The sequence below is a fragment of the Nocardia sp. FDAARGOS_372 genome, from assembly GCF_002554515.1.
Taxonomy (GTDB): domain Bacteria; phylum Actinomycetota; class Actinomycetes; order Mycobacteriales; family Mycobacteriaceae; genus Nocardia; species Nocardia farcinica.
The window spans coordinates 2,401,799-2,425,649 of record NZ_PDDW01000001.1; the positions used below are offsets into that span (position 1 = coordinate 2,401,799).

The following is a 23,851-nucleotide window of genomic DNA, read 5'->3' on the forward strand; positions in this document are numbered from 1 at the left end:
GGCCGCGCCGGGGTGAGGGAGGCGGATCAGAGCGCCAGCAGGCGTTCGCGGGCCGCGGCGTACTCGGAGGCCAGCTGGTCGACGACCTTCGCGGCCGGGCGGATCTCGCTGACGGCGCCGACGCCGTGGCCCGCGCCCCAGATGTCGCGCCAGGCCTTCGCGCCGACCGCCTCGCCGTCGCCGAAGTCCATGGCGGCGGCCGTCGTCTCGGCGAGCCGGTCGGGGTCCAGCCCGGCGGCGACGATGCTCGGCCGCAGATAGTTGCCGTGCACGCCGGTGAAACGATCGGTGTAGACGATGTCGGCGGCGCCGGAGTCCACGATCATCTGCTTGTATTCGGGCGCCGCGTTGGCCTCCTCGGTGGCGATGAACGCCGAGCCGATGTAGGCGAAGTCCGCGCCCGCGGCCTGCGCGGCCAGCACCGAGCGCCCGTGCGAGATCGAGCCGGACAGCGCCAGCGGACCGTCGAACCAGGTGCGGATCTCCTGGATCAGCGCGAACGGCGACTGGGTGCCCGCGTGCCCGCCCGCGCCCGCGGCCACCGCGATGAGACCGTCGGCGCCCTTCTCGATCGCCTTGCGGGCGAAACCGTTGTGGATCACGTCGTGCAGCACCACACCGCCGTAGGCGTGGATGCGCTCGTTGACGTCCGGGCGCGCACCGAGCGAGGTGATCACCACCGGCACCCGAAACTCCTCGACCACACGCAGATCCTCTTCGAGGCGCTCGTTGGTCTTGTGCACGATGAGGTTCACCGCGTACGGCGCGCTCGGCGCCTCGGGGTTGGCGGCGTCGTGGGCGGCCAGCGCCTCGGTGATCCGGGTCAGCCACACCCGCAGCTCGGACTGCGGGCGGGCGTTGAGGGACGGAAACGAGCCGATCACCCCGGCCGTGCACTGCGCGATCACCAGATCGGGGTTGGAGACGATGAACATCGGCGACGCGATCACCGGCAGGCGGAGTCGGTCGCGCAGAACGGGTGGCAGGCTCATCACATTTCCTCGCGGGTGTGGGACAGTCCGCCCGAGCATAAGCGCACGCTTGTACCGGTCTGCGCCGATGGCCCGCGCAAGCGACGGCGCCCGCGCGGCCGGCGGCCCGGCGGTGACGACGCACCGCATCGCTCCCGCGGCGCGCAAACGGCCTAGGGTTGCGGTATCCGGGCCGCGGACGACAGGAGGACTCTCGTGGATGCGAACAAGGTGGCGGGAACCGCGTTGCGCGGGTTCAACGCCGGACTCAGCGCGCTGCTCGACGTGCCGGTGCTCGGCCCGCTGCTGAGCAAGGGGCTGGCGCGGATCACCTACGTGGGCCGCCGATCCGGGCGCACCATCAGCACGCCGGTCGGCTACCGGCGGGTGGGCGACGACATCGTCATCGGTGTCGCCATGCCGCAGAAGAAGACCTGGTGGCGCAACTTCCTCGGGGACGGCGCGCCGATCACGGTGCACATCAACGGCATCGACCGGCGCGGGCACGCCGTCGCCACCAAGGACGAGCGCGGCGGCGTCTCGGTGCGGGTGCGGTTCCAGCCGCAGGGCTGAATACTCAGCGGTCCCATTCGACGGCCAGCGCGTTCGGTCCGCGCAACGCCGTGCCGACCTGACTGGTCACTCGGGCCCGGTCGGCGGCGCCGGGCCGCAGGCGGAGTCCGGGCAGGCGCGCCAGCAACGCGCCGAGCGCGGTGGTGAGTTCCGCGAGGGCGAGCCAGTTGCCGGGGCAGCTGTGCGGGCCCTGCCCGAACGAGAGCATCGCCGTCGCCTGCCGGGTGATGTCGAACCGATCCGGGTCGGGGTAGTGGCCGGGGTCGCGGTGTGCGGCGGTGATCGCGAAGATCATCGGCGTGCCGGCCGGGATCGAGATGCCGTGCCACTGAACGGCTTCCGGGCAGGCGCGCGGCAGCAGGCCGACCGGGGGCTCCCATCGCAGCCCCTCCCAGACCGCCCACCGCACCCATTCGTCCGGGTCGGCGGCGACCCTGGCCAGCTGCTCGGGGTGGGTGAGCAGCGCCGAGAGGATGTTGCCGAGCCCGAGCATCGTGGTGTCGGCACCGGCCGGGAACAGCAGGCGCAGGAACGAGAGCACCTGTTCGTCGGTGAGGTGCTCCCCCTCCGCCGAGGTGGTGACCAGCAGCGAGATCAGGTCGTCGCCCGGGGCGCGTCTGCGCTCAGCCAGGACCGGCGTGACGTAGGCGGTGAATTCGCGGGAGGCGCGCCGTGCGGCGTCGGGGTCGAGCGGAAAGTGGAACAGATCGCGCGCCCAGCGGTGCACGGTCGCCTCGTCGGCATTCGGCAGGCCGAGCAGTCTGCTGATCACCAGTACCGGGTAGCGGGTGGTGAATTCGGCGACCAGATCGGCGGTGCCCCGGTCGGCGAAGTCGTCGATCAGCTCGTGCGCGAGCGGCTCGAGCAGCGGCTCGACCAGTGCGGCTACCTTGGCGCGGCGCAACGGCGGGGTGGCGATGCCGCGGGCGATGCGATGCTCCCTGCCCTGCATGCATTGCAGGGTGTGCCCGAGCACGGGTCCGGTGGTGAGCCGGTAGGTGACGGCGGCGGGGAAGGTGAGCTCGTCCTTGAAGGCGGCCGCGACCAGGTCGTGCGTCAGCAGCAGGATCCCGCGCGAGCCCGCGAACGGCACCGTCGCCCAGGGTGCGCGGCGGCGCAGGTCGGCGAGGGTGGCGTGCAGGTCCGGTAGGTCGTGGAAGGCGAAATCGAGACCGTCGAGGCTGGTCGGTGTTGACATCGGCAACTCCTGATGCGAATATTCGCACTGGTGGATGCGAATAACTGTACTGCCGACCGTAAGAGGACGGATGGCCGCTGACAAGACCGAGTCGGTGTCGCCGCCCACGCAACGGGTCGTGTCGGTGGTGGAAATGCTCGCCGCCGACGGACCGCGCACGTCCGCGCAGATCGCCGACGCACTGGGATTGAGCCGGTCGACGGTCGGCGCGGTGCTGCAGGGCTTGCACCAGCGGGCGTGGGTCCGACGCCGCGCGGACCTCAGCTACGAACTCGGCCCCGCCCTGCGCCGGATCGCCGGGGCCGCGACGCCGGATCCGGTGGAGGCCGAACTGCGCGCGCTGGCCCGCACGGTGGACTGCGGCGTGGCGCTGCTGCGCCTCGACGGCGGCGAGCTCCGCTTCGACGCGGTGATCGACGAGCACGGCCCGATCCCGCCCGGCATCGCCGTCGGCACCCGGCTACCCCTGATACCGCCCGCCGCGGCCACCCTCGTCGCCCACGCCGGGCCCGAGCTGCGCCGCCACTGGCTGGCAGCCGCCGAGCCAGCCCGCCGCGCCGAGTACGAACGCCTGCTCACCGACATCCCCGCCGTCGGCGCCGCCGTCTGGGGCGTGGACTCCGCGGGCCTGCGCGCCCTCGACGTGCTCGCCGACGTGGTCGCACACCTCGCCGACGAGCCGGGCAGCCGAGCCCTGCGGCACCGGGTCCTGTCCCTGCTGTTCGACATCAGCGGCACGGCACACGACCCGCGGGCACTCGCCGCCGACAACCCCCTGCCGGTCAGCTACCTCGCCGCGCCGGTACTCGCTCCGGACGGCACTCCCCGCGCCGAACTGCTGATCGGGCCCTTGCGCGCGTCGGTCCCCAAGCCCGACCGGGACCACTACCTCGCCGCGCTGACCGAGTCCGCCCGGACGATCGGGCGGACCAGCCCGCCGCGGTAGGACCGAGCGGCCCGCGACCACACCGCACCGGCACGCCCGGCGGGGCGGCACGCTCGCCCGGAGTGACGTCGGCGCATCGCCGCCCACCACACCGTGTGCGTCCTCGACGCCCGATGCGGAGGGCGGACCTGCCGCGCCGCGGGACCCGGTGGAGTCCCGCGGCGGCATCGGTCAGTCCCTGGTGAGGGTGCCGTCGATGCGGCGCCAGATGCCGAGCGGGTTGGCCGCGCGGATCTCGGCGGGCAGGAGGTCGTCGGGGATGTTCTGGTAGGAGACCGGGCGCAGGAAGCGCTCGATGGCCAGGCTGCCGACCGAGGTGGTGGCGGGCGCGCTGGTGGCCGGGAACGGGCCGCCGTGCACGACGGCGTGACCGACCTCCACGCCGGTGGGCCAGCCGTTGAACAGCACCCGGCCGGCGAGTAGTTCCAGCTCCGGCAGCAGGCGGCGGGCCAGCTCGTGGTCCTGGGTGGTCGCGTGCACGGTGGCGGTGAGTTGCCCGTCGAGCACCTCGATCAGCTCGGCGAACCGGTCGGGGGCGCCCACCCGCACAACGATCGAGGCCGGGCCGAAGACCTCCTCGCGCAACGCGGGATCGGCCCGGAAATGCTCGGCCGTGGTGACGAACAGCTGCGGCACCCCGCCGCAGGCCGCGGTCGCCGCGGCACCGACCGCCACCGAACGCACCTGCGGTCCCGCGCCGAGCCTGCGCACCCCCTCGGCATAGGCCGAGGCGATACCGCTGTTGAGCATCGGCGCGCCCGCGGCGGCCTCCACCGCCGCCGCGGCGGCCGCGACGAACTCGTCGGCACCCGGCCCGTCGGCGAGGAACACCAAGCCCGGGCTGGTGCACAGCTGCCCGACCCCGGTGGTCAGCGATGCCACGAACTCCGCACCCAGCTGCGCGCCGCGCTCGGCCAGCGCACCGGGCAACACGAAGACCGGATTGACGCTGGACATCTCGGCGAACACCGGGATCGGCACCGGTCGCGCGGCGGCGGCCGCGGTCAACGCGAGCCCGGCCTGCCGGGAACCGGTGAAGCCGACCGCGCGGATGCGCGGATGCCGCACCAGCGCCAGACCGGTGTCACGGCCACCGTGGACCAGCGAGAACGTGCCCTCGGGCAGGTCGTGCGCCCGCACCGCGGCGCGCACCGCGCGACCGACCAGCTCGGCGGTGCCGGGATGGGAGGGGTGCGCCTTCACCACCACCGGCGCGCCGGCGGCCAACGCGGAGGCGGTGTCGCCGCCCGCGACGGAGAACGCCAGCGGGAAGTTGCTCGCGGCGAACACCGCGACCGGGCCGAGCGGGATACGGCGTTGGCGCAGATCGGGTTTCGGCAGCGGGGTGCGCCGCGGGTCGGGCCGGTCCAGCCGCGCACCGGTCCAGCCGCCCTCGCGCACGACCTCGGCGAACAACCGCAATTGGCCGGTGGTGCGGGCGATCTCGCCGCGCACCCTGGCCTCGGGCAGACCGCTTTCCGCGATCACCCGCTGCACGAGCACGTCACCGAGGCCGTCGAGCTGGGCGGCGACGGTCTCCAGGAACGCCGCGCGGCGGTCGGGGCCGGTGTGCCGGTAGGTGTCGAAGGCGGCCCAGGCCAGCTCGGCGGCGCGGTCGACCTGGGCGTCGTCGGCCTCCCGGTACTCCGGGTCGAGCCGCTGCCCGCTCGCCGGATCGACGGCGCGGAACGGCGCGGCGGCGCCGGGCACGTCGGCGGCACCGACGAGGTTCGCCCCCGTCAGCTGTTCGGTGGTCGCGGCGGTCATCAGCTCACCTTCTTCACGAGATCGGCCAGTTCGGCGAGTTCGGCGTCGTCCAGGTCGGTCAGCGGGCTGCGGACCGGACCCGCGGTACGTCCGATCACCGTCATACCCGCCTTGATGATGCTCACCGCGTAGCCGGGCTCGCGGTTGCGCAGCTCGCAGTAGGGGATCACGAACTCCGCGAGCGCGTTGAGCACGAACGGGGCGTCGTTGCGCCGCACCGCGCGATAGAAGTCGAGCGCGAACTGCGGCACGAAGTTGAAGATCGCCGAGGAGTAGGTGGTCACGCCCAACGCCAGGTAGGGCAGCGCGAACATCTCCGCGGTGGGCAATCCGCCGACATAGAACAGCCGGTCGCCGACCTCGGCGTAGATCCGGGTCATCTGTTCGATGTTGCCGATGCCGTCCTTGAACCCGATCAGGTTCGGGCAGCGGTCGGCCAGTTCGGCGACCGCCGGCGCGGAGTAGGCGGCGTTGGCCCGCGAGTAGACGATGACACCGAGATCGGTCGCCGCGCAGACCTGGTGCACGTGCTCGACGAGCCCGCGCTGCCCGGCCTCGGTGAGGTAGGGCGGCAACAGCAGGATGCCGTGCGCACCGGCGCGTTCGGCGGCGCGCGCCATCTCGATCGCGGTGGCGGTGCCGTACCCGGCCGGGGCGATGACGGGCAGCCCCTCCGGCGCCTCCCGCACCGCGGCGGTGACCACCTGCTCGACCTCGGCCGGGGTCAGCGAGAAGAACTCGCCGGTGCCGCCCGCGGCGAACAGCCCGGCCGCGTCGTGGCCGCCCAGCCAGGCGATGTGCTCGCGGTAGGCGGCCTCGTCGAAGGAGCCGTCGGCCCGCAGGTGGGTGACCGGGAAGGAGAGGAGTCCGGAGCCGAGACGTGCGGCGATGTCCTGCGGAGAGGCTGTGGTCATGGTGTGCGCTCCTGTTCGGGGTGGCCTGCTGACCTCACCCTAGGAACGGCTTATGATTCACGTCCAACACTGATTTCCTATCTATCAATACAAGGTCTGTATCGATGTTCACCTTCGCCCAGCTCACCGCGTTCGTCGCGGTGGCCGAGGAACTGCACTTCGGGCGCGCCGCCGAACGCCTGCGGATGACCCAGCCGCCGTTGAGCCGCCAGATCCAGCTCCTGGAGAAGGATCTGGGCGCCGAGTTGTTCGACCGCTCCAACCGCAGCGTCAAGCTCACCCGCGCCGGGCGGGCCTTCCTGGTCGACGCCCGGCGCCTGCTCCAGCAGGCCGAGCGCGCCTCGCTGGCGGTCCGCCGGGTCTCGGCGGGCACCGGCGGCGTGGTGCGGCTCGGTTTCACCGGCGCGAGCGTGCACTCGGGCTTGCCGCGCGTACTGGCGACCGCGCGCGCCGCCCTGCCCGAGGTCGACCTGGAGCTGCGCGAGCTGGTCACGATGGATCAGGTGGAGGCACTGTCGGAGGGATCGCTGGATCTGGGCATGGTCCGCCCGCCCATCACCCGCCCGGACCTGACCACGCGCCCATTCCTGCGGGAGGGCCTGGTCGTGGCCCTGCCCGCCGAGCACCGGCTGGCCGGCGCCGACACCGTGGACGTGCGCGCGCTGCACGGCGAACCGCTGGTGATGCACGCCCCCGTCGAAGCCAGGTACTTCCACGAACTCGTGACCGCCGTCCTGCACCGGGCGGGAGTCGTGCCCGTGGTCACCCAGTACATGACCACCGTGCACAGCATCCTGGCGCTGGTGGATCTGGGCTGGGGCGCGGCACTGGTGCCGGAGTCGGCGGCCGCGATGCGATTCGAGCAGGTGGCGTTCCGGCCACTGACCGGCATCGCGGCGCACGCGGAGCTGACGCTGGTCTGGCGACAGGGGAACGAGAACCCCGCGCTGGCGAAATTGCTGGACGAACTGGCGGAACCGGTGAACCGGGCGGCCGGGCACGATACCTTTCCTGTATCGGTCCATCCGTAATCAGTGTTGGACGTGAATCACCTGAGGTCTTTACATTCGTTGCTTGTGAGGCGAGTCACTCGCCCCGAACAGACCTCTTCCCCACCGCACCGCACCAGCAGGTGGTTCGACCGAAAGGAGTGGACGATGTCGTTCACTCGACAGCCGACGGCGGAATTGGAATCCGCGGTGTCGAAGTTCTTTCGACGCGTCGTCCCGCTGTTCATCATCATGTTGATCTGCAACCAGATCAACCGCTCGAATATCGGCTACGCGAGGGAATACCTGGAAGCCGACGTCGGCATCGGCGCGGCCGCCTACGGATTCGGCGCCGGCGTGTTCTTCATCGCCTACGCGATCTTCGAATTGCCCAGCAACGTGATGATGGAGCGCTACGGCGCGCGGATCTGGCTCACCAGGATCATGGTCAGCTGGGGGCTGATCTCGGCCGCGATGATGTTCGTGCAGAACGCGACCATGTTCTACGTCCTGCGCTTCCTGCTCGGCGCCGCCGAAGCCGGGTTCTTCCCGGCGGTGATCTTCTACCTGGCCAAGTGGCTGCCCAACAGTCACCGTGGCCGGGCGACCGCGCTGTTCGTGGCAGGCTCGTCGGTGGCCGCGGCGATCTCCGGCCCGCTCTCCGGGCCGCTGCTCGCACTCGACGGCGGGCTCGGCCTGCACGGCTGGCAGTGGCTGTTCGGGCTGGAGGGCATGCTCTCGGTCGTCGTCGGCATCGTCGCCTACTTGTTCCTCGATTCCCACATCAAGGACGCCAGGTGGCTGTCCGCGGGTGAGAAGAAGGCGCTGATCGACACCATCGAGGCCGAGGAGCAGGACAAGGCCGCGAATTCCGGTGTCGCCCACCGTGGCTCGCGCTGGCGGATGCTCGCCGATCCGAAACTGCTGCTGTTCTGCTGGATCTACTTCGCGATCCAGCTGTCGATCTACGCCAACACCTTCTGGCTGCCCTCCATCGTGCGCCGCATCGACGGCACCAACGACATCACCGTGGGCCTGCTGTCGTCGCTGCCGTGGATCTGCGCGGTGGTCGCGATGTATGTCTCGGCGCGAATCGGCGACCGCACCGGCAACCGCAAGCCGCTGCTGGTGATCGCCCTGCTCACCGCCGCCGTCGGCACCTACCTGGCCGCGGTCACCTCGCCCTGGCTCGCGCTGGTGTTCCTGTGCATCGCCGCGATGGGCTTCAAGAGCGCCAGCCCGCTGTTCTGGTCCATCCCGCAGGGCGGGCTGCATCCGCTGGTGCTCGCACCGGCCATCGCCATCATCAATTCGATCGGCAATCTCGGCGGATTCGTCGCCCCGTACGGGTTCGGCCTGGTCAAATCGGCGACCGGCGAGGTCACCTGGGGCCTGTACGCCCTGGCCGCCGCCTCCGTGCTCGCCGCCGCCTCGGTCGCGCTGATCCGCCGGACCGGCGCATCGCACCCGCCCGCCGAGGATCCCGGGTCCGCCGATCCCGACCCGACGCCCGCCCGCCCGGCGCCCCTCGGCGCCACCGTCGCCACCGTGGAGAACCGTTCATGACCAGCACCGCCCGCACCCCCCGCGTCACCGAGATGCGCGTCGTGCCGATCGCAGGCCACGACAGCATGCTGCTCAACCTCAGCGGCGCGCACGCGCCCTACTTCACCCGCAACCTGGTGATCCTCACCGATTCCGCGGGCCGCACCGGCGTCGGCGAGGTGCCCGGCGGGGAACGGATCCGCGGCACCCTCGAGGAGGCCCGCGGCCTGGTGATCGGCCGCGGCCTCGGCGAACACCACGCCGTGCTCGGCGACATCCGGCGCACCTTCGCCGCCCGGGACGCGGCGGGCCGCGGCAACCAGACCTTCGACCTGCGGGTCACCGTGCACGCCGTCACCGCCGTCGAATCGGCGCTGTTGGATCTGCTCGGCCAGCACCTGGAGGTGCCGATGGCCGCGCTGCTCGGCGACGGGGTGCAGCGCACCGACGTGCCCGCCCTCGGCTACCTGTTCTTCGTCGGCGACCGCAATCGCACCGACCTGCCCTACCGCTCCCCCGCGGACGAACCGGCCGACGCCGACGACTGGCTGCGCAGGCGCCACGAGGCGGCCATGACCCCCGAGGGCGTGGTCGAGCTGGCCCGCGCCGCACGCGCCCGCTACGGATTCCGCGACTTCAAGCTCAAGGGCGGTGTGCTCGCAGGCGCCGAGGAGGCCGCCGCGGTGCGGGCGCTGGCCGAGGAGTTCCCCGACGCCAGGATCACACTGGACCCCAACGGCGGGTGGCTGCTGCGCGAGGCCGTGCCGTTGTGCCGCGACCTGCGCGACGTGCTCGCCTACGCCGAAGACCCGGTCGGCCCGGAGGGCTCGTTCTCCGGGCGCGAGGTGATGGCCGAGTTCAAGCGCGCCACCGGACTGCCCACCGCCACCAACATGATCGCCACCGATTGGCGCGAACTCGGCCACACCGTCCGCACCGGCGCGGTCGACATCCCGTTGGCCGACCCGCACTTCTGGACCATGGCGGGCTCGGTGCGGGTGGCGCAGCTGTGCGACGCGTGGGGCCTGACGTGGGGTTCGCACTCCAACAACCACTTCGACGTCTCGCTGGCCATGTTCACCCACGTGGCCGCGGCCGCGCCGGGTGAGATCACCGCCATCGACACGCACTGGATCTGGCAGGACGGCCAGCGCATCACCCGCGACCCGTTCCGCATCGTCGAGGGCCGGATCGCCGTGCCCCGGCGCCCGGGCCTCGGTGTGGAACTGGACGAGGAACGGGTCGCCGCCGCCCACGAGCTGTACCTGCGGGCGGGCCTCGGCGACCGGAACGACGCCACCACGATGCAGTACCTCATCCCCGGGTGGCAGTTCGACAGCAAGCGCCCCGCCCTGGTGCGCTGAGCAGGTGGGGGCGAGGCCACCTCGCCCCACCTCGTTATACTCCCTCCGTGCTCATCGAGGTCGACAGACTCCAGCCGCCCGCCCGGGCGGCGTAGCCCACGGTTCGGCGTTCGCGCGCAGGCGCGTCCGTCGCCATTCTCCCGCCGCCCGGCAATCGAACTCTCGCGCCGCGATCGGTCCTGTCGCGCCACCTGCCCGCGACCCACGGCATCGCTCGCGGCTCTCCCCATCCCCGCGCACCGTCCCACCTCGCGGACGGGCGCGACTTCGATTGCCCGCCAGGGCGTCAGGAGCTTCGATGCCGACCTCGTCCACCACTTCCGGAATCGTCCTGCACGACGTGTCGTTCGATTGGCCCGACGGGACCGCCGCGCTGCGGCACCTCGACGGCGCGTTCCCGTCCGGCCGCACCGGTCTCGTCGGCCGCAACGGCGCGGGCAAATCCACGCTGCTGCGGCTGATCTCGGGAGACCTCACCCCCACCACCGGCCGCATCGACGTCGCCGGGCCGGTCGGCTACCTGCCGCAGACGCTGACCCTCGACACCGACGCCACGATCGCCGACCTGCTCGGCATCGCCGACACGCTCGCGGCACTGCGCGCGATCGAGTCCGGCGACGCGGACGAACGACACTTCGACACGATCGGCGAGGACTGGGATCTGGAAGCGCGCGCGGCCCAGGCGCTGCACGAGATCGGCTTCGCCGCAGCCGATCTCGATCGCCGGGTCGGCCACCTGTCCGGCGGCGAGGCGGTGCTGGTCGCCGTCACCGGGTTGCGCCTGCGCCGGACACCCGTCACCGTCCTCGACGAGCCCACCAACAACCTCGACCGGGCCGCCCGCAGCGACCTGGCCGCGCTGATCGACACCTGGCCCGGCACCCTGGTGGTGGTCAGCCACGATCGCGCGCTGCTCGAGCGCATGGACCACACCGCGGAGCTGCACGCCGAGCGGCTGGAGTTGTTCGGCGGGCCCTATTCGGCGTGGCGGCAGCACCTCGACCAGCGACAGGCCGCCGCCGAGCAAGCCGCGCGCACCGCCGCGCAGGTGCTGAAAGCCGAGCAGCGCCAGCGCATCGAGGCCGAGACCAAACTCGCCCGCCGCGAACGCACGGCCCGGGCGACCCAGCAGCACGGCGGCATCCCCCGGATCGTGGCGGGCGATCGTGCCGGCCGGTCCCAGAACACCGCGGCCGCGCTGCGCGGCACGCAGGAGGCGAAGGTCCGCGCGGCCGAACGTGCCCGCGCGGCCGCCGCCGCCCGGGTGCGCAGGGAGGAACGGATCCACCTGGAGTTGCCCGACCCGGATGTGCCGGCGGGACGGCGGATCGCGGAGATCGGTGACGGCGCGACCACGGTCGTGATCCAGGGGCCCGAACGGGTGGCGCTGGTCGGCCCCAACGGCGCCGGGAAATCGACGGCGCTGGAGACCCTGCTCGGGCGGCGCGCCGCGACGGCGGGGCGGGTCGGCGGCACCCTGTTCACCGATCGCGTCGCATACCTCCCGCAACGCCTGGACAACCTGGACGAGCGGGCGTCGGCGCTGGAGAACCTGCGGGCCGTGGCGGGCTCGCTGCCACCGGCCGCCCTGCGCAACCAGCTGGCCCGGCTCCTGCTGCGCGGCGCGGCCGTGGACCGGCCGGTGTCGACATTGTCCGGCGGTGAGCGCTTCCGTGTGTCGCTGGCGCGGCTGCTGTTCGCCGACCCACCCGCCCAGCTGCTCGTCCTGGACGAACCGACGAACAACCTCGACATCGCCAGCGTCGAACAGCTGGTGGCGGCACTGTCGGGGTACCGGGGCGCGGTCCTGGTGGTCAGTCACGACGAGCAATTCCTCGCCGACCTCGGCGTCGACACGGTGATCGCACTCGACGCCGGCGGGCGCATCGCGCCGGACGCCGCCCCACCGGCGAACCGCTGACCCGGTATCGGCGAACGGCCCGGCTTCCGGTTGCCGGCCGTTCGCCGATACCGCCTCGGCGGTCCACGCGCTCCGTATGATCGGAGACGATCTGTCCCGGGTCCGCCGAGATCGTGCGGTACGGCAGCGCGCTCGCGGCCTCGGGGCCGACCGGCCCAGCCCGGCGCGCCGGAGTCGATGAATGTCCTGAGCAGCGCGCCGACCCGATGGACCCGACCGAGCAATTCGATTTCGGAGGTGTCGCGATGAAGGCTCTGCAGTATCGGACGATCGGCGCCCCGCCGGAAGTGGTGACGGTGCCCGATCCCGAACCCGGCCCGGGACAGGTGTTGCTGAAGGTGTCGGCGGCGGGCGTGTGTCACTCCGACATCGCGGTGATGTCGTGGCCGGAGAGCGAGTTCCCGTACGAGTTGCCGCTCACCCTCGGCCACGAGGGCGCGGGCACCATCGCCGCGCTCGGCGACGGCGTGCGCGGATTCGCGGTGGGCGATTCGGTGGCGGTCTACGGTCCGTGGGGCTGCGGCACCTGCCACCCGTGCGAAGGCGGCCGGGAGAACTACTGCGTGCGCGCGGGCGAACTCGGCATCTTCCCGCCCGGACTCGGCGCACCGGGCGCCATCGCCGAATACATGATCGTCGACGACGTCCGCCACCTCGAATCGCTGGACGGACTCGACCCGGTGCGCACCGTGCCGCTCACCGACGCCGGGCTCACGCCCTACCACGCCATCAAGCGGTCGCTGCCCAAACTGGTGCCCGGCTCGACGGCCGTGGTGATCGGCGCGGGCGGGCTCGGCCATGTCGCCATCCAGTTGCTGCGCGCGCTCAGCCCGGCGCGGGTGATCGCGCTCGACATCGGCGAGGAGAAGCTGGAACTGGCGCGCCGGGTCGGCGCACACGAGACCGTGACCTCCGACGAGCACGCCGCCGACCGGGTCAAGGAACTGACCGGCGGCCGCGGCGCGACGGCCGTGTTCGATTTCGTCGGCGTGCCGCCCACGACCGCGACCGCCGCGGGCTGCGTGGCGATGGAAGGCGACCTGACGATCGTCGGCATCGGCGGCGGGTCGGTGCCGGTCGGGTTCGGCACCACCCCCTTCGACGTGTCGGTCACCGCCCCGTACTGGGGCAGCCGGGGCGAACTGCGCGAGGTGCTGGACCTGGCCCGCGCCGGCGCGGTCGAGGTGCACGTGGAGACCTACGCGCTCGACGACGCCCCCGAGGCCTACGAACGCCTGCACAAGGGGCAGATCAACGGCCGCGCGGTGATTCTGCCGAACGGATAGGGCCCGCGATGTCGACGACGGGCGCACGGCTCCGACGTTCCCGGTGAGGATGGGCAGCGGCCCGTCCACGACCGAGGAGCGACCCATGAAGTACGTCATTCTGATCCACTCCAACCCGCAGCCGTGGGGGCACCCGACCGGCGACTACCTGCCGGAGTTCCAGGCGTTGCCCGCCGCGGAACGCGAGCGCATCACCGGTGATTTCGAGCGGCTGCTCGGCGAGATGCAGGAGAAGGGCGAACTGGTCACCGGGGAGGCGCTGGGCGCGCCCGAGGCGGCGCGGCTGTACCGGTGGGAGTCGGGGCGGCCGGTGGCGGCCGACGGTCCCTACTCGGAGGCCAAGGAACACCTGGCCGGGTTCTTCCTGATCGATGTGGCCGATCGCGCGCGGGCCGAGGAGATCGCCGCGGTGTTCGCCGGGCCCGGCGAGACCGTGGAGCTGCGGCCGGTCATGTGGCCGGGCGGCGACGATCAGTGACCGGCGCGACGGTGGCGGAGGTGTGGCGCCGGGAGGCGCCGCACGTCCTGCTCGCCCTGCTGCGCAGGCACGGCGATCTCGGCGACTGCGAGGACGCGGTGCAGGAGGCCGCCGCCGCGGCGGCCGAGCAGTGGCCCCGCGACGGCATCCCCGGCAATCCGCGCGGATGGTTGGTGCGGGTGGCCGCGCGGAAACTGATCGACCGGGTGCGGGCCGACCGGGCCCGGGCCGAGCGGGAGGCGACCGTCGGCGTCGCCCGGCCCGCCGACGCCGACCTGGCCCCGCCCGCCGACGAAACCGACCACTCCGGCGAGGACACCCTCCGGTTGTTCCTGCTGTGCTGCCACCCGAGCCTGAGCCGCCCGTCCCAGGTGGCGCTGACCCTGCACGCGGTGGCCGGACTGCCGACCGCCGAGATCGCGGCCGCCTACCTCGTCCCGGAACGCACGATGGCGCAACGGCTTTCGCGAGCCCGTCGCACCCTACGCGCGGCCGGGGCGCGCTTCGAACTGCCCGCCGCCGAGGAGTTGCCCGAGCGGGTGGCCGCGGTGCTCGACGTGTGCCACCTGATGTTCACCGCCGGGCACACCCGCAGCACGGGCGCGTCGGTCCACGACCCCGGCCTGGCCGCCGCGGCGCTGCGCCTCACCCGGCGCCTGCACCGCGCCGTCCCCGACCACGACGAGGTCGCCGGCGCGCTCGCGCTGATGCTGCTCACCCACGCCCGCGCCGCCGCCCGCACCGACGCCGCGGGCGAACTCGTCCCCCTCGCCGACCAGGACCGCACCCGCTGGGACCGGACTGCCATCGCCGAGGGCGTCGCCCTGCTCGAGCGGGTGCTACCGCGCGGCCATGTCGGGCCGTATCAGATCCAGGCGGCCATCGCCGCCGTGCACGCCGAGGCCCCCGGCGGAGACAGCACCGACTGGGCGCAGATCGCCGTGCTCTACGGAATGCTCGACCGGCTCGCGCCAGGACCGGCCGTCACCCTCAACCGCGCGGTCGCCGTCGCGATGGCGTTCGGCCCACGCCACGGGCTCGAACTCGTCACTCCCCTGCTCACCGACCCCGCCATGCGCCGCCACCACCGCACCCACGCCGTGCACGCCCACCTGCTCGAGATGAACGGCGACCTCGAGGCCGCCCGTGCCGCCTACACTCGCGCCGCCCAGCTCACCACCAGCACTCCGGAACAGCGCTACCTCAACGCCCGGCTGCGCAAACTCGCCGCCACCACCGGATAGGCCGCACAGCGCCGCTCGACCGCGGTCGCCGGGCTGGTCCGCCTCGCGAGCGCTCTCGGCGCGTGCGCTAACCGACCGGAACGGTGGCGGGCAGGGCGAAGTGGGTGCGGAGGTCGGCGCCGAGGAACCAGGTCACGTGGTGGATGGCGGTGGGTCCGACGGTGAGCACGAGCACGCCCGCGGGGTGCGCGGTGTGCGGGTCGGTATCGGTCAGGTAGCAGGCGAGGGCGGGCCGGGTGTTGGCGCGGGTCTCGACCAGGTGCAGGCGACGGGCTCCGCGCCAGGTGGTGAAGACGGTGAGGAAGGCGCCGATGGCGGGCAGGCCGTGGTATTCGTGCGGGGCGGGCGGCATGGTCAGCCAGGCGTCGTCGGTGAGCAGGGCGATGACGGCCGCGACGTCGCCCGCGGTGAACGCTTCGGCGAAACGGGCGGTCAGCGCGCGTTCCCGCGGGCTGTCGGGCAGCTCGACCGATTCGCGGTCGATCCGGTGTCGGCGCAGCTGCTCGCGGGCGCGTTGCAGCGCGCCCTTCACCGCGGTGGCGCTGGTGCCGAGCATGGCCGCGACCTCGTCGGCGGGAAAGCCGAGGACATCACGCAGCAGCAGCACCGCCGACTGGCGGGGCGGCAGGTGTTGTAGCCCCGCGACGAACGCCAGCTCGACGGACTCGCGTGCGTGGTAGCGGGCCTCCGGGCCGGCGGCCGGGTCGGCGACCCGGTCGAGCAGGCGGTCCGGGTAGGGCTCCAACCAGGTGACCGTGCTGCGGCGGCTGGGTTCGGGCGGGTCGAACGGCGGGTCGGGCTCGGGCGGGCGGCGACGGGCATTGTCGCGCATGGCGTTCAGGCAGCGGTTGGTGGCGATCCGGTAGAGCCAGGTACGCAGCGAGGAACGCCCGGCAAAGCCGCCGAGCCCGCGCCAGGCCGCCAGCAGCGTTTCCTGCAGCACGTCCTCGGCGTCGGTGAGCGAACCGAGCATCCGGTAGCAGTGCACCTGCAGCTCGTGCCGGTAGGGGTCGGTGAGGGCGCGGAAGGCGTCGTGGTCGCCGGCTCGCGCGCGCTCGAGAATGTCCGGATCCACCGGGGCATCGTCGCACGGGGCGGTGACGCGCTCCGGGACCGTTCCGTTCCGGCGACGGGCGGTGTCACCACAACGACCGACCCCGAACCGGATGGAGGAAATCCCGTGACCGAGACACCCACCCGCACCGTCCTCGACGATCTGGCGAGCACGATCGCCACCCTCGCCGATCTCGTCGCCACGATCGGCCCCGACCACTGGCAGGCGGCGACACCCTGTCCGGCGTGGACCGCCCGCGACCTGGTGAACCATCTCGTCCTCGGCACTCGGCTCTGCACCGCGGCGCTGACCGGAACATCGGAATCGGCGGCGGGCACACTGGACCCGGCGCTGGTCGACGCACTCGGCGCAGATCCGGCGAGCGCGTACCGGAGCGCGGGCGAGGCCCTGCTCGCCGCCTTCGGGCGGCCCGGCGCGGCGGACCGGATCGTGCACATGCCGTTCGGCGCCGTGCCCGGGACCGTCGCGGCGCACCTGCGGCTGACCGAGGAACTGGTGCACGGCTGGGACCTGGCGACCACGCTCGGCACCCGGCCACCGTTCACCGATGCCGCGGCAGAGCGGGCGCTCGCGTTCACTCGCGCCACGCTCTCCGAGGTCCCCGCCGGCCGCAGCCCGTTCGCGCCGCCGCGGCCCGCGCCGGCCACGGCCACACCGGTGGAGCAGCTCGCCGCCCTCCTCGGCCGCCCGGTGCGCTGATCGAGACCGGACCGCCCGCGCTGACACCTCGCGCATCGTTTTCGCATCGTTTTACCGACGGGCGGCGGGGTACGCGGCAAACATCCCGCGTCGGGCGGTCCGCCTCGGTGGCCGCTCGCTCGATCCGGGCCTCCCGCCCCCGACAGAGAGCGAAACACCATGACAGCGCACCGTTCCGAGGATCGCCCTGCCCTGCGGCACCGCCGTCCCGAGGGCGTCGACGACCAGACCGTCGCAGCCGCGGGCAAGCTCTCCGAGGCGCTGGAGACCATCGAGCGAGCCCGCGGCCACCTGTACTCGTTCCACCAGCTGACCGGCGGCGCCGACTTCCTGCTCGACGAGGCGGTGGCGTTGCTGCGCGACGCCGGACACCCCGAACTCGCCGACCGCATCGCCACCGAGCTCGTCGGGCGCAACGTGTTACCCGATCGCTGGACGTTCCAGATCGTCGAGGAGTACGACGAGGGCTACTACGCGCTGTTCCGCGAACTCGACCGCGCCGTCCGCGAGCAGTTGCTGGACGGGCGCACCCACGTGTTCGAAGCCGAACTCAAGGAGGCGCGGCGCACCCACGGCCGCGCGGGTCACTCCGCCGGACCCCGCTGACCACTCGGAAGCACCCGGAGCCGGATCGCTTCCGGGCCGGCGCATTCCAAGGCGGCTCATTCCAGAGCCGGATCCTTCCAGAGCCGCTTCATTCCAGAGCCGGTTCACTCCAGAGCCGGTTCACTCCAGAGCCGGTTCACTCCAGATCGATGACGACCTTCACCTCGTCGCCGGTGTCGCCGAACGCATCGACCGCGCGTTCGAGGGGCACCCGTCGGGTGATCATGGCCGCCAGCCACGCCGGGTCGGCGGCCGCCAGCGCGTCCGCCGCGGCGCGATAGTGGCGCTGGTTGGCGTTCACCGATCCGACCACCACGTCGTTCTCCAGCACGATGGACCGGTTGAGGCCGCCGGTGTCCACCTCGAACGGCCGCCCACCGGTGGACACGCCGGTGAGGCAGGTGATCCCGTAGTGCGCGGTGCCCGCCATCGCGGCGACGACGAGGGCGCTCACCCCGGTCGCCTCGATCACGACGTCCGGATGCGTCTCGGCGATCACCCCCGCCACGTCGCCGTGGTGATAGGTGGCGCCCAGGCCCCGCACCAGAGCGGGTTTCGGGCCGTCGGTCACCCGGTCCAGCACGTGCACCTCGAGTGCGCGCTGGACGCCCATCAGCGCGGCGAGCAGCCCGATCGGCCCCGCGCCGGTCACCAGCACGGTGCGCGGCTCGAACCAGCTGCGTCCGCCGATGCGTTCGATCTGCTCCCACGCCTTGGCCAGCACGCTGGCCGGTTCCAGCAGCACGCCGAGGTGGCCGAGCTCCGGGTCGACGCGCACCGCGTAGTCGGTCTCGACCGTCCACAGTTCGCTGCCGAACCCGTCGAGTTCCTTGATGCCGCGTTCGCGGTAGCGGCCGTTGCGGCACATGTCGAACTCACCGTGCGCGCACGCCCCGCACGGCACCGGGTCGGGCCTGCGCACCACACCGGCCACCAGCTCGCCCTCGGCGAATCCCGAGCCCGGCGGCGCCTGCACGACCCGGCCCAGCGACTCGTGCCCGAGCACCAGCCGGTCCCGCCCCGGCGGCGCCCACCCGTACTCCGCGGCACCGATCTCCTTGTCGGTGCCGCAGACGCCGAGCGCGACCCCGCGCACCAGCAGTTCGTCCGTTCCCGCGACGGGATCGGGCAGTTCCTCGACCTGTACCGACCCCGCCCGCCCCGGCTGCACAGTGATGGCCCGCATGCCCTCCGGCTACCCGCGCCGCCGTCGCTCTACCCCGCGGGTCTCAGATCAGCAACTGGTGCTGCGGCGGCCCGCTCGCGGCGGATTCGGCGGGCCCCGAGCGCCCGAGCATGGTGGCGGCCGCGGCCTGCCAGAATTCCAGCACCGACCGATCGCCGTGCCCGCGCCGGATCGGCGCACTGAAGGCGAGCCCGCGGGCCAGTTCGACGGTCAACATCGCCACCTGCGGATAGTGCGGGTGGGCAGCGATCTCGGGACCGAACAGCTCGGTGAGCTGCTCGCGCAGTCGCGCACCGATCTTCTCGACCAGCGGCACCAGGCTGGTGTGCAGGGCCGGGTTCGTCCGTGCGGCGGACCACAGCTCCATTTCGGCGAGAAAGTCCGGGCCGGAGAACAATTCGCGCACCGCGGCGATGGCGGCGACGAGCCGGTCGGCGGGTGGGCGGGCGGCGAATTCGTCGATGATGCGTTGCGCGCGGGTCGCGCGGCGGCCGACGAGTTCGTCGATGACCGCCGCGAGCAGGTCCTCCCGGGTCGGGAACTGGAACAACAGCGATCCCCTGGACAGCCCGCAGGCGGCCTGCACGGCACGAGTGGTGAGCGCGGAATAGCCGGCATCGGTGAGGATCGCGATGGCCGCGTCGATGATCGCGGCCCGCGCCCGCTCCCCGCGTGCCTGCCGCGCCATGGCCACCTCCCACCGACTCCTCCGCCGCCGGACCGGCGACCGCTTCACTGTATCCAGGGGCTTGACAGTGCTCTGGATCACCGCTGCCACGCCGGACCGGATCGCCATCCGCTACGGCGATCGCACCTGGACGTGGTCGCAATGGCGGGCGCGGATCGCCCGGGCAGCAGGCGGCATGCGGGCGGCCGGCATCGGCCCCGGCGACCGGGTGGCGTTCCTGGACAAGAACCATCCCGCCTGCCTCGAGATCGCCCTGGCGGCCGCCTCCCTCGGTGCCGCCGTCACCATCGCCAACTGGCGGCTGGCCGGTCCCGAGCTCGGCTATGTGCTCGCCGACAGCGGCGCCCGCCTGTTGTTCGCCGGCGCCGAGTTCGCCGCCACGGCGGCCGCGGCAGGCACCGGGATCGAACGCATCGTGGTCGTCGGCGGCGACCACGACGAGTACGAGCGATTCCTGGACACCGCCGAAGCGGCCGAGCCCGATCCGGCGGTCCGCCCCGAGGCCGACGCGCTCGTGATCTACAGCTCCGGCACCACCGGCCACCCCAAGGGCGTCGTGCTCAGCCAGCGGGCGCTGGTGGCACACACGGTCAACGCGGGCACCGGCTTCCCCTTCGACGCGGGAGATGTCAATCTGGTCGCGATGCCGCTGTTCCACGTCGGCGGGATCTGCTACGCGCTGTTCGGCATTCGCGCGGGCGTTCCCTCGATCATGACCCGCGAGCCCACCCCGGCCGCGCTGCTCGGCGCGCTCGCCGCCGGCGCCACGCACACGTTCTTCGTCCCGCCGGTGATCGCGGCCCTGCTCGATGCGGGCGAGCAGGCCACCGCCGCGCTCGGTCGCCTGAAGTACCTCGGCTACGGTGCCGCGCCGATGCCCCTCCCGCTCCTGCGCCGGGCGCTGGACACCTGGCCGGATCTCGCCTTCGTCCAGGTCTACGGCCAGACGGAAGTGTCCGGGGTGGTCACCATGCTGTCCCCCGAGGACCACCGCGGCGACGAGTCGCTGTTGCTGTCGGCCGGACGACCCGTCCCCGGCGCGGAGGTGCGCGTGGTCGATCCGGTGGACCTCACCGAGATCGGCGTCGGCGGGCAGGGGGAACTCTGGTTCCGTACCGACCAGCGGATGACCGGCTACCTGAACCGTCCGGACGCCACCGCCGCGACCGTGACGGCCGACGGCTGGGTGCGCACCGGTGACATCGGCCGGGTGGACGATCGCGGCTTCGTGTTCGTCGAGGACCGGCTCAAGGACATGATCATCACCGGCGGCGAGAACGTCTACGGACCCGAGGTCGAGCGCGTGCTGCTCGCCCATCCCGCCGTCGCCGACGCCGCGGTCGTCGGCGTGCCCGACGACCACTGGGGCGAGTCGGTCCACGCGGTGGTGGTGGCGGGCGAGCCGGTCGAGGCGGCGGACGTCATCGCGCACTGCCGCTCGCACCTGGCGGGCTACAAATGCCCGAAGACCGTCGAATTCGTCGCCGAGCTGCCCAGGAACGCCAGCGGCAAGATTCTGAAACGTACCCTGCGCGAACCGCATTGGTCCGGGCGCGCCCGAGCCATCTGACCCGTCGACCGCCGTGCGTCACACCGCTTCGACGACCACCGCGAGACCCTGACCGACGCCGATGCACAGGGCCGCCAGTCCCCACCGGCCGCCGGCGCGGCGCAGTTGATGGATCAGCTGGGTGACGACGCGGCCACCGGAGGCGCCGAGCGGGTGGCCGAGCGCGATGGCGCCGCCGTTGACGTTGACGATCGCGGGATCGAGTTCGGGCCAGTCGGCCAGGCAGGCCAGCGACTGCGCCGCGAAGGCCTCGTTGAGTTCCACCGCGGCCAGATCTCCCCAGCCGATGCCGGCGCGGCGCAACGCGATCTCGGCCGCGCGCACCGGGCCGATGCCGAACACGTCGGGGTCGACCCCGGCCGCCCCACGTCCGGCCACCCGCGCCAGCGGTTCGCGGCCGAGCCGAGCGGCGGTGGATTCGTCGCCGAGCAGCAGCGCCGCGGCGCCGTCGTTGAGCGGTGAGGCGTTGCCCGCGGTGACCGTGCCGTCGGGGCGGAAGGCGGGCTTCAGCCGGGCGAGGGTCTCGACGGTGGTGGCGGGGCGCAGGGATTCGTCGCGCACGAGTTCGCTGCCGGGCACCGCGACCACGTGGTCGTCGTAGAAGCCGCTGTCCCAGGCGCGCGCGGCCAGCTGATGGCTGCGGGCGGCGAACTCGTCCTGTTCGGCGCGGCCGATACCGTAGCGCTCGGCGAGGATCTCGGTGCTCTCCCCCAGCGACACCGTCCACCGGGCGGGCATGGCCGGATTCACCAGGCGCCAGCCCAGCGTGGTGGAGTGGGCGGTCGCGTTCGCGGCCGGAAACGCCTTGTCCGGCTTGGGCAGTACCCACGGCGCCCGGCTCATCGACTCCACGCCGCCCGCCACCACCAGCTCCGCGTCGCCGGTCTCGATGGTGCGGGAGGCCTGGACGATCGCGTCCATGCCGGACCCGCACAGCCGGTTGACGGTGGTCGCGGGCACGCCGGTCGGCCAGTCGGCCAGCAGCGCCGCCATCCTGGCGACGTTGCGGTTGTCCTCACCGGCCTGGTTGGCCGCGCCGAGTACCACCTCGTCGACGGTGGTCGGGTCGAGGCCGGTCCGTGCGGCCAGCGCGCGCAGCACGTGGGCGGCCAGATCGTCGGGACGGGTGCCGGCCAGGCCGCCCCCGTATCGCCCGAACGGCGTGCGGACACCGTCGTAGACGAACGCGCCGCTCACGACGCCGCCCGCAGCGCGCGCAGGGTCGCCAGTTCCTCGGCGGTCGGGGCGGGCGAGACCGTCGGGTGGTCGGCGACGCGCAGGTCCCAACCGGTCGCCGCGCGCACCTGCTCGACGGTGACGCCGGGGTGCACGGCGGTGAGCACCAGTTCGCCGGTCTCGTCGGGCCGCAGCACGCCCAGGTCGGTGATCACCAGGGTGGGTCCGGCGCCACGCAGGCCGAGTCGGGCACGCTCGCCGCCGCCGCGGCCGTGTCCGAAGGAGGTGACGAAGTCGACGCGGTCGACGAAGGTGCGCCGCGACTGCCGCACGACCACGAACACCTCACCGCAGGAGGCGGCGATCTCGGGCGCGCCGCCCGCGCCCGGCAGCCGCACCTTCGGGTGGTGGTAGTCGCCGCCGATGACGGTGGTGTTGATGTTGCCGAAGCGGTCGAGCTGGGCGGCGCCGAGGAAGCCGACATCGATGCGGCCCGGCTGTAGCCAATAGTTGAACACCTCCGGCACACTGATCACCGCGTCGGCGGTCTCGGCGAGGACGCCGTCGCCGATGGAGGCGGGCAGCCGGTCGGGTTTCGACCCGAGGGTGCCGGATTCGTAGATGAGCACCAGGCCGGGCGCGTGCGTGGTGCGCGCGAGATTGGCCGCGGTGGACGGCAATCCGATGCCGACGAAGCAGCGCCGATCCCCCCGCAGGGCGCGGGCCGCGGCGATCGTCATCATCTCGTCGGCGGTGTACTCGGCCGCGGGCGCGGCGGCGGTCTCGGTGGTGGTCATGCTCGGCTCCCCTGTGCGGCCGCGGCGTGGACGTGCTCGTCCAGCCAGCGGGTGAAGCCGTCCCGGTCGCGGGCGATGGCGTCCCAGGCGGCGTAGTAGGCGTTGTCGCGCTCGGAATAGCCCTGCGCGTAGGACGGATGCGCGCCGTCGGGCACCTCGGCGACCGCGGTGACCGCCCAGGCGGGCAGCACGATCGCGCCGGGCACCGGCGTCAGCTCGTCCACGATCTCCTCGACGGTGACCAGGCTGCGGCGCGCGGCCAGCACGGCTTCCTTCTGCACGCCGAGCAGGCCCCACAGCTGCACGTTGCCGTGCCGGTCCGCCCGCTGGGCGTGCACGATCGTCACGTCCGGGTTCAGCGCGGGCACGGCGGTGAGCCGTTCCCCGGTGAAGGGGCAGGTGATCGGTTTGATCGTGTCGGTCACCTCGGGCAGGTCGGTGCCGACGTAGCCGCGCAACACCGCGAACGGCAGGCCGGAAGCGCCGGCGACGTAGCGGTTGGCCATGCCCGCGTGGCTGTGCTCCTCGATCTCGAGCGGCACCGGCCAGCCGTTCTGCACCGCGTCGCGGAACCGGTGCAGCGAGCCGACGCCGGGGTTGCCGCCCCAGGAGAACACCAGCTTGCGCGCGCAGCCCGCGCCGATGAGCTGGTCGTAGACCAGGTCGGGGGTCATCCGCACCAGCGTCAGGTCGCGGCGGCGCTGCCGGATGATCTCCCGCCCGGCCGCCATCGGAATCAAGTGGGTGAAGCCCTCGAGCGCGACGGTGTCGCCGTCGTGCACGAGCTCGGCGATCGCGTCCGCCAGCGGCGCTATTTCGGCCACGAGCCCTCTCCTGTTCGCATCGTGAACACTTGTT

At 72.6% G+C, this 23,851-nt stretch carries 22 protein-coding genes; 12 read left to right on the forward strand and 10 right to left on the reverse strand.

The features are described from left to right. Nucleotides 1–26: 26 nt before the first annotated feature. Nucleotides 27–992, reverse strand: coding sequence for a nitronate monooxygenase family protein (locus CRM89_RS11495; protein WP_098083991.1), 966 nt, complete (start codon nucleotides 990–992; stop codon nucleotides 27–29). A gap of 195 nt (nucleotides 993–1,187) precedes the next feature. Here CRM89_RS11495 and CRM89_RS11500 point away from each other — a divergent pair, with 195 nt between their 5' ends. Then, nucleotides 1,188–1,544, forward strand: a complete 357-nt coding sequence (locus CRM89_RS11500) for a nitroreductase/quinone reductase family protein (protein ID WP_011210031.1) — start codon at nucleotides 1,188–1,190, stop codon at nucleotides 1,542–1,544. A 4-nt stretch (nucleotides 1,545–1,548) separates the two neighbouring features. Here CRM89_RS11500 and CRM89_RS11505 read toward each other — a convergent pair whose 3' ends face one another. Further along, nucleotides 1,549–2,742: a cytochrome P450 gene (locus CRM89_RS11505; protein WP_098083992.1), complete on the reverse strand. Its 1,194-nt coding sequence runs from the start codon at nucleotides 2,740–2,742 to the stop codon at nucleotides 1,549–1,551. Nucleotides 2,743–2,812: 70 nt separating this feature from the next. On the opposite strand from CRM89_RS11505, the gene CRM89_RS11510 reads away from it, so the two are divergent. Then, nucleotides 2,813–3,688, forward strand: coding sequence for a MarR family transcriptional regulator (locus CRM89_RS11510; RefSeq protein ID WP_172964504.1), 876 nt, complete (start codon nucleotides 2,813–2,815; stop codon nucleotides 3,686–3,688). Between the two features lie 171 nt (nucleotides 3,689–3,859). Here CRM89_RS11510 and CRM89_RS11515 read toward each other — a convergent pair whose 3' ends face one another. After that, entirely contained in the window at nucleotides 3,860–5,455 is a 1,596-nt protein-coding gene (locus CRM89_RS11515; protein ID WP_098083994.1) for an aldehyde dehydrogenase (NADP(+)), read from the reverse strand. After that, entirely contained in the window at nucleotides 5,455–6,369 is a 915-nt protein-coding gene (gene kdgD / locus CRM89_RS11520) for a 5-dehydro-4-deoxyglucarate dehydratase (RefSeq protein ID WP_098083995.1), read from the reverse strand. Before kdgD ends, CRM89_RS11515 begins: the two co-directional genes overlap by 1 nt. 104 nt (nucleotides 6,370–6,473) lie before the next feature. On the opposite strand from kdgD, the gene CRM89_RS11525 reads away from it, so the two are divergent. The 7 genes from CRM89_RS11525 to CRM89_RS11555 all read left to right on the forward strand — a co-directional run bounded on the left by CRM89_RS11525 (nucleotide 6,474) and on the right by CRM89_RS11555 (nucleotide 15,196). Further along, the gene (locus CRM89_RS11525) at nucleotides 6,474–7,400 is read left to right on the forward strand and encodes a LysR substrate-binding domain-containing protein (protein WP_098083996.1); all 927 of its coding nucleotides are present in this window, start codon (nucleotides 6,474–6,476) and stop codon (nucleotides 7,398–7,400) included. 126 nt (nucleotides 7,401–7,526) lie between these two features. Further along, on the forward strand, nucleotides 7,527–8,924 hold the full coding sequence (locus CRM89_RS11530) for an MFS transporter (RefSeq protein WP_098083997.1): 1,398 nt from the start codon (nucleotides 7,527–7,529) through the stop codon (nucleotides 8,922–8,924). Next, nucleotides 8,921–10,267: a glucarate dehydratase gene (gene gudD / locus CRM89_RS11535; protein WP_098083998.1), complete on the forward strand. Its 1,347-nt coding sequence runs from the start codon at nucleotides 8,921–8,923 to the stop codon at nucleotides 10,265–10,267. Before CRM89_RS11530 ends, gudD begins: the two co-directional genes overlap by 4 nt. 298 nt (nucleotides 10,268–10,565) lie before the next feature. Further along, nucleotides 10,566–12,188, forward strand: a complete 1,623-nt coding sequence (locus CRM89_RS11540) for an ABC-F family ATP-binding cassette domain-containing protein (protein ID WP_098083999.1) — start codon at nucleotides 10,566–10,568, stop codon at nucleotides 12,186–12,188. A 245-nt stretch (nucleotides 12,189–12,433) separates the two neighbouring features. Beyond that, the gene (locus CRM89_RS11545; RefSeq protein ID WP_098086956.1) at nucleotides 12,434–13,474 is read left to right on the forward strand and encodes an NAD(P)-dependent alcohol dehydrogenase; all 1,041 of its coding nucleotides are present in this window, start codon (nucleotides 12,434–12,436) and stop codon (nucleotides 13,472–13,474) included. Between the two features lie 85 nt (nucleotides 13,475–13,559). Then, complete coding sequence (locus CRM89_RS11550) at nucleotides 13,560–13,952, forward strand: YciI family protein (protein WP_041561131.1); 393 nt, start codon at nucleotides 13,560–13,562, stop codon at nucleotides 13,950–13,952. After that, a complete protein-coding gene (locus CRM89_RS11555; protein ID WP_060590234.1) occupies nucleotides 13,949–15,196 on the forward strand; it encodes an RNA polymerase sigma factor in 1,248 nt (415 codons plus the stop codon). Before CRM89_RS11550 ends, CRM89_RS11555 begins: the two co-directional genes overlap by 4 nt. A gap of 67 nt (nucleotides 15,197–15,263) precedes the next feature. Here the strand turns inward: CRM89_RS11555 and CRM89_RS11560 are convergent, their stop codons facing one another. Then, nucleotides 15,264–16,271, reverse strand: a complete 1,008-nt coding sequence (locus CRM89_RS11560) for an RNA polymerase subunit sigma-70 (RefSeq protein WP_098084000.1) — start codon at nucleotides 16,269–16,271, stop codon at nucleotides 15,264–15,266. 105 nt (nucleotides 16,272–16,376) lie between these two features. Here CRM89_RS11560 and CRM89_RS31680 point away from each other — a divergent pair, with 105 nt between their 5' ends. Both CRM89_RS31680 and CRM89_RS11570 read left to right on the forward strand, forming a co-directional pair. Next, nucleotides 16,377–16,970, forward strand: a complete 594-nt coding sequence (locus CRM89_RS31680; protein ID WP_098086957.1) for a TIGR03086 family metal-binding protein — start codon at nucleotides 16,377–16,379, stop codon at nucleotides 16,968–16,970. A 159-nt stretch (nucleotides 16,971–17,129) separates the two neighbouring features. Beyond that, nucleotides 17,130–17,576, forward strand: coding sequence for a hypothetical protein (locus tag CRM89_RS11570; protein WP_060590229.1), 447 nt, complete (start codon nucleotides 17,130–17,132; stop codon nucleotides 17,574–17,576). 136 nt (nucleotides 17,577–17,712) lie between these two features. Here the strand turns inward: CRM89_RS11570 and CRM89_RS11575 are convergent, their stop codons facing one another. Together CRM89_RS11575 and CRM89_RS11580 are read right to left on the reverse strand one after the other, a co-directional pair. Then, entirely contained in the window at nucleotides 17,713–18,762 is a 1,050-nt protein-coding gene (locus CRM89_RS11575; protein ID WP_098084001.1) for a glucose 1-dehydrogenase, read from the reverse strand. A gap of 43 nt (nucleotides 18,763–18,805) precedes the next feature. Beyond that, nucleotides 18,806–19,450, reverse strand: coding sequence for a TetR/AcrR family transcriptional regulator (locus tag CRM89_RS11580; protein ID WP_011210048.1), 645 nt, complete (start codon nucleotides 19,448–19,450; stop codon nucleotides 18,806–18,808). Between the two features lie 67 nt (nucleotides 19,451–19,517). On the opposite strand from CRM89_RS11580, the gene CRM89_RS11585 reads away from it, so the two are divergent. Continuing rightward, complete coding sequence (locus CRM89_RS11585) at nucleotides 19,518–21,020, forward strand: AMP-binding protein (protein WP_098084003.1); 1,503 nt, start codon at nucleotides 19,518–19,520, stop codon at nucleotides 21,018–21,020. A gap of 18 nt (nucleotides 21,021–21,038) precedes the next feature. On the opposite strand, the gene CRM89_RS11590 is transcribed toward CRM89_RS11585, so the two are convergent. From CRM89_RS11590 to CRM89_RS11600, 3 genes are read right to left on the reverse strand one after another with little or no spacing between them, the layout of a single operon-like run. Further along, on the reverse strand, nucleotides 21,039–22,217 hold the full coding sequence (locus tag CRM89_RS11590) for a thiolase family protein (RefSeq protein WP_098084004.1): 1,179 nt from the start codon (nucleotides 22,215–22,217) through the stop codon (nucleotides 21,039–21,041). Further along, nucleotides 22,214–22,993 carry a CoA-transferase subunit beta gene (locus CRM89_RS11595; RefSeq protein ID WP_098084005.1) on the reverse strand — a complete coding sequence of 260 codons (780 nt, stop codon included), beginning with the start codon at nucleotides 22,991–22,993 and terminating at the stop codon, nucleotides 22,214–22,216. The genes CRM89_RS11590 and CRM89_RS11595 overlap by 4 nt, the downstream gene beginning before the upstream one ends. Then, complete coding sequence (locus CRM89_RS11600; protein ID WP_098084006.1) at nucleotides 22,990–23,817, reverse strand: CoA transferase subunit A; 828 nt, start codon at nucleotides 23,815–23,817, stop codon at nucleotides 22,990–22,992. Before CRM89_RS11600 ends, CRM89_RS11595 begins: the two co-directional genes overlap by 4 nt. Nucleotides 23,818–23,851 lie beyond the last annotated feature (34 nt).

Coding starts and splice junctions, on each gene's coding strand:
- CRM89_RS11495 (WP_098083991.1), bottom strand. CDS start 992: ATGAGCCTGCCACCCGTTCTGCGCGACCGACTCCGCCTGCCGGTGATC.
- CRM89_RS11505 (WP_098083992.1), bottom strand. CDS start 2,742: ATGTCAACACCGACCAGCCTCGACGGTCTCGATTTCGCCTTCCACGAC.
- CRM89_RS11510 (WP_172964504.1), top strand. CDS start 2,813: ATGGCCGCTGACAAGACCGAGTCGGTGTCGCCGCCCACGCAACGGGTC.
- CRM89_RS11515 (WP_098083994.1), bottom strand. CDS start 5,455: ATGACCGCCGCGACCACCGAACAGCTGACGGGGGCGAACCTCGTCGGT.
- kdgD (WP_098083995.1), bottom strand. CDS start 6,369: ATGACCACAGCCTCTCCGCAGGACATCGCCGCACGTCTCGGCTCCGGA.
- CRM89_RS11525 (WP_098083996.1), top strand. CDS start 6,474: ATGTTCACCTTCGCCCAGCTCACCGCGTTCGTCGCGGTGGCCGAGGAA.
- CRM89_RS11530 (WP_098083997.1), top strand. CDS start 7,527: ATGTCGTTCACTCGACAGCCGACGGCGGAATTGGAATCCGCGGTGTCG.
- gudD (WP_098083998.1), top strand. CDS start 8,921: ATGACCAGCACCGCCCGCACCCCCCGCGTCACCGAGATGCGCGTCGTG.
- CRM89_RS11540 (WP_098083999.1), top strand. CDS start 10,566: ATGCCGACCTCGTCCACCACTTCCGGAATCGTCCTGCACGACGTGTCG.
- CRM89_RS11545 (WP_098086956.1), top strand. CDS start 12,434: ATGAAGGCTCTGCAGTATCGGACGATCGGCGCCCCGCCGGAAGTGGTG.
- CRM89_RS11550 (WP_041561131.1), top strand. CDS start 13,560: ATGAAGTACGTCATTCTGATCCACTCCAACCCGCAGCCGTGGGGGCAC.
- CRM89_RS11570 (WP_060590229.1), top strand. CDS start 17,130: ATGACAGCGCACCGTTCCGAGGATCGCCCTGCCCTGCGGCACCGCCGT.
- CRM89_RS11575 (WP_098084001.1), bottom strand. CDS start 18,762: ATGCGGGCCATCACTGTGCAGCCGGGGCGGGCGGGGTCGGTACAGGTC.
- CRM89_RS11580 (WP_011210048.1), bottom strand. CDS start 19,450: ATGGCGCGGCAGGCACGCGGGGAGCGGGCGCGGGCCGCGATCATCGAC.
- CRM89_RS11595 (WP_098084005.1), bottom strand. CDS start 22,993: ATGACCACCACCGAGACCGCCGCCGCGCCCGCGGCCGAGTACACCGCC.